The sequence below is a fragment of the Rhodoferax sp. genome, assembly GCF_023701345.1.
Classification (GTDB): Bacteria; Pseudomonadota; Gammaproteobacteria; order Burkholderiales; family Burkholderiaceae_C; genus Rhodoferax.
The window spans coordinates 1-3213 of sequence record NZ_JAMPXE010000214.1; the positions used below are offsets into that span (position 1 = coordinate 1).

Sequence of the window (3213 nt, forward strand, 5' to 3'; positions counted from 1 at the left end):
AAAGAATGGCAATCAGGTAGTAGCGGACGTCGAATTTCATCCGGGCATCGCCGAATGCTTCGAAACCACATTCATAGGGGGAATTTTTTGCTGCGTCCGGTCGATTGGGACCAAGAATATAACCAATAACCTGAGGCATGACACCGACCGAAATGCCTACCAGAATGAAAAGAAGGACTGGTAAATATTGTTCAATGTTCATATTTTTCAGTATATTCAATTGACTGTTTAACGGTATTGATCTACGTCAAACATGTTGAATGGTGCCGTCGGCGAGACTCGAACTCGCACAGCTTTCGCCACTACCACCTCAAGATAGCGTGTCTACCAATTTCACCACGACGGCTGTTCTTGCAAACCGGTTGAATGCCTTGTGTTACGACACTTTCCACTCAACCGGCAAGCTTAGAGTTTACCCTGAATTCCCCCCACATTCCCTGAGGAGAAAGCATTTTCATCAGCAATTATTTGGCTGGAATTTGTGCTGCGCCAGAGGCGGCCTGCAGCGCGGGTACAGCCGCCGGCACAGGTGCGGTGAGCGCAGAATTCTCAAGCACACTGCCTGAACTGGCGGCGGGACGCACTGAACCAAAATAAGCCAACAACAAGGTGCTGACGAAAAACAGTGTTGCCAATACCGCCGTGGTACGCGACAAGAAATTGGCACTGCCGCTGGCGCCAAACAAACTGCCAGAGCCACCACTGCCAAAGGCCGCACCCATGTCTGCACCCTTGCCGTGCTGCACCAGAATCAAACCCACCATGGCAACGGCCGAAATCATTTGCACCGCCAGCATCACTGTCAATAAAACATTCATAAATCACTCCAGAATAAATAGTCTGCAACGTCCTGGATCAGGAAGCTGCCGCAATAATGGTCAAGAAATCCGCGGCCTTGAGTGCCGCGCCACCAATCAGACCGCCATCAATATCGGGTTGAGCCAGCAGGCTTTTTGCATTGGCGGCATTCATGCTGCCGCCATACAGCAGCTTGATACGATCCGCGTTGGCTGTTGCCGCCCGCAATTGCGCCCGCAACACCGCGTGAACCTGTTGCGCCTGCTCTGCCGTGGCAGAAAGCCCGGTGCCAATCGCCCACACGGGCTCGTAAGCCACCACCACTTCGCTGATGCAATGGCCGTTGGTGTGAATCACCGCTGCCAGCTGACGTTTGACGACTTCTTCGGTATGACCCGCTTCGCGCTCTGCCAGCGTTTCACCCACGCACACGATCGGCGTGATGCCGACGCTGAGCGCGCGCTGTGTTTTGGCGGCCACCACTTCATCGCTTTCACCATGGTACTGGCGCCGCTCCGAATGCCCCACGATGACATAGCGCAAGCCAAACTCCTTGAGCATGGCGGGCGAAATTTCGCCGGTGTAGGCACCACTTTCATGCGCAGAGACATCCTGCGCACCCAACTCAATCACGCTGCCCGCCAACAAGGCCTGACATTGCGCCAAATACACGACAGGGACACAGACCGCCACTTGGCAGGCAGGCTCGCCCACCCCCGCCAGCAGGGCCTTGAGCAAAACGTCATTGGCAGCCAGGCTGCCATTCATCTTCCAGTTACCTGCGATCAGCTTCTTTTTCATGCTTTTTCCCAAGTCAAAACAATTTTCCCAACATGCTGGTTGGATTCCATCAAGGCATGCGCACTGGCTGCATCAGCGGCGTCAAATACACTGTGAATCACAGGCTTGATTTGACCGCTGGCCAGCAACGGCCACACCGATTTCAAACAGGCCTGCGCAATCGCCGCCTTGAACGCCACCGGGCGCGGACGCAAGGTGGAGCCCGTCAGCGTCAAACGGCGGCGCAGCACCAGACCCGCGTTGAACTCACTTTGCACGCCACCTTGCACGGCGATGATGACCAGGCGACCGTCCTCGCGCAAGCTCTGCACTTCCCTGGCCACGTAGCTGCCGGCCACCATGTCCAGAATCACATCCACACCCTGGCCGTCAGTCAAGCGGGCCACCTCGGTCTGAAAATCATGCGTCTTGTAATTGATGGCGGCATCGGCCCCCAGCGCCAGACAAGCCGCACACTTTTCATCACTGCCAGCGGTGGCGAACACACGGGCACCAAAGGCCTTGGCCAACTGGATGGCCGTGACACCGATGCCGCTGGTGCCACCCTGGATCAACACCGTCTCGCCAGCTTGCAGGCGGCCGCGATCCATCAGGTTGCTCCAGACCGTAAAGAAAGTCTCGGGCAGGCTCGCGGCTTGCACGTCAGTCAGGCCGACAGGCATCGGCAAACATTGCGCGATCGGGGCCACGCACCACTGCGCATAACCGCCACCCGCCACCAGCGCGCACACCCGGTCACCCAGCCGCAAGCCGGCAGCGGCCAGTTCCACCGCATCACCCTGGTCAATCACGCCGGCAACCTCGAGGCCCGGAATGTCCGAGACACCCGGCGGCACCGGGTACAGGCCCAAACGCTGCAACACATCAGGACGATTGATGCCGCTGGCGCTGACACGAATGCGCAGCTCGCCCGGCCCTGGAACAGGCACAGGACGCTCGCCCAGACACAAAACGTCCGGGGCGCCAGGATGGGTGATTTCAATCGCTTTCATGATGGGCTTGTCTTTGACTATCTTTCGAAGCCAAAGGCAGTCATTTTTAGTTGCAGCCTCAATCCATCAACCGCGGTTTTCCTGTGCCGGACGCTCCAGCAGCGCCTTCATCGACAGTTTGATGCGACCTTTTTCGTCGGTCTCCATGACCTTGACCTTGACGATCTGGCCTTCAGACAAATAGTCGGTGACTTTTTCAACACGCTCATGGGCAATCTGGCTGATGTGCAACAAGCCGTCCTTGCCGGGCAACAAGTTGATCAGCGCACCAAAGTCCAGAATCTTGACGACCGGACCTTCGTAGATCTTGCCGATTTCAACTTCGGCTGTGATCTGCTCGATGCGGCGCTTGGCTTCTTCGGCCTTGGCCGGGTCAGCCGAGGCGATGGTGATGGTGCCGTCTTCGTCGATGTTGATCTGTGTGCCGGTTTCTTCGGTCAGCGCGCGAATCACCGAACCGCCCTTGCCGATCACGTCACGGATCTTCTCGGGGTTGATCTTCATGGTGAACAGGCGCGGCGCAAAAGTGGACACCTCGGTCTTGGCCACGGCCATGGCTTCGGTCATCTTGCCCAGAATGTGCATGCGCGCTTCCTTGGCCTGCGCCAGCGCCACTTGCATG

Annotated in this window: 5 protein-coding genes and 1 tRNA gene; all 6 read right to left on the reverse strand. The window is 57.3% G+C overall.

Annotation, left to right across the window (positions count from 1 at the left end; genetic code table 11):
• Positions 1-202, reverse strand: a 202-nt coding sequence (gene ndhC, locus NDI87_RS17235) for an NADH-quinone oxidoreductase subunit A (RefSeq protein WP_296276816.1), incomplete at its 3' end; no start/stop codon positions are given.
• Between the two features lie 59 nt (positions 203-261).
• Positions 262-346: transfer RNA gene (locus tag NDI87_RS17240), tRNA-Leu, on the reverse strand.
• Between the two features lie 118 nt (positions 347-464).
• On the reverse strand, positions 465-818 hold the full coding sequence (gene secG, locus NDI87_RS17245) for a preprotein translocase subunit SecG (RefSeq protein ID WP_296276817.1): 354 nt from the start codon (positions 816-818) through the stop codon (positions 465-467).
• Between the two features lie 37 nt (positions 819-855).
• The gene (tpiA, locus tag NDI87_RS17250; protein WP_296276818.1) at positions 856-1599 is read right to left on the reverse strand and encodes a triose-phosphate isomerase; all 744 of its coding nucleotides are present in this window, start codon (positions 1597-1599) and stop codon (positions 856-858) included.
• Positions 1596-2591, reverse strand: a complete 996-nt coding sequence (locus tag NDI87_RS17255; RefSeq protein ID WP_296276819.1) for an NAD(P)H-quinone oxidoreductase — start codon at positions 2589-2591, stop codon at positions 1596-1598. The genes tpiA and NDI87_RS17255 overlap by 4 nt, the downstream gene beginning before the upstream one ends.
• Positions 2592-2657: 66 nt before the next feature.
• Positions 2658-3213, reverse strand: a 556-nt coding sequence (locus tag NDI87_RS17260; RefSeq protein WP_296276820.1) for a S1 RNA-binding domain-containing protein, incomplete at its 5' end; no start/stop codon positions are given.

Bases quoted from the DNA above. Each gene is read 5' to 3' on its own strand.
- secG (WP_296276817.1), bottom strand. From the start codon at position 818: ATGAATGTTTTATTGACAGTGATGCTGGCGGTGCAAATGATTTCGGCC.
- tpiA (WP_296276818.1), bottom strand. From the start codon at position 1,599: ATGAAAAAGAAGCTGATCGCAGGTAACTGGAAGATGAATGGCAGCCTG.
- NDI87_RS17255 (WP_296276819.1), bottom strand. From the start codon at position 2,591: ATGAAAGCGATTGAAATCACCCATCCTGGCGCCCCGGACGTTTTGTGT.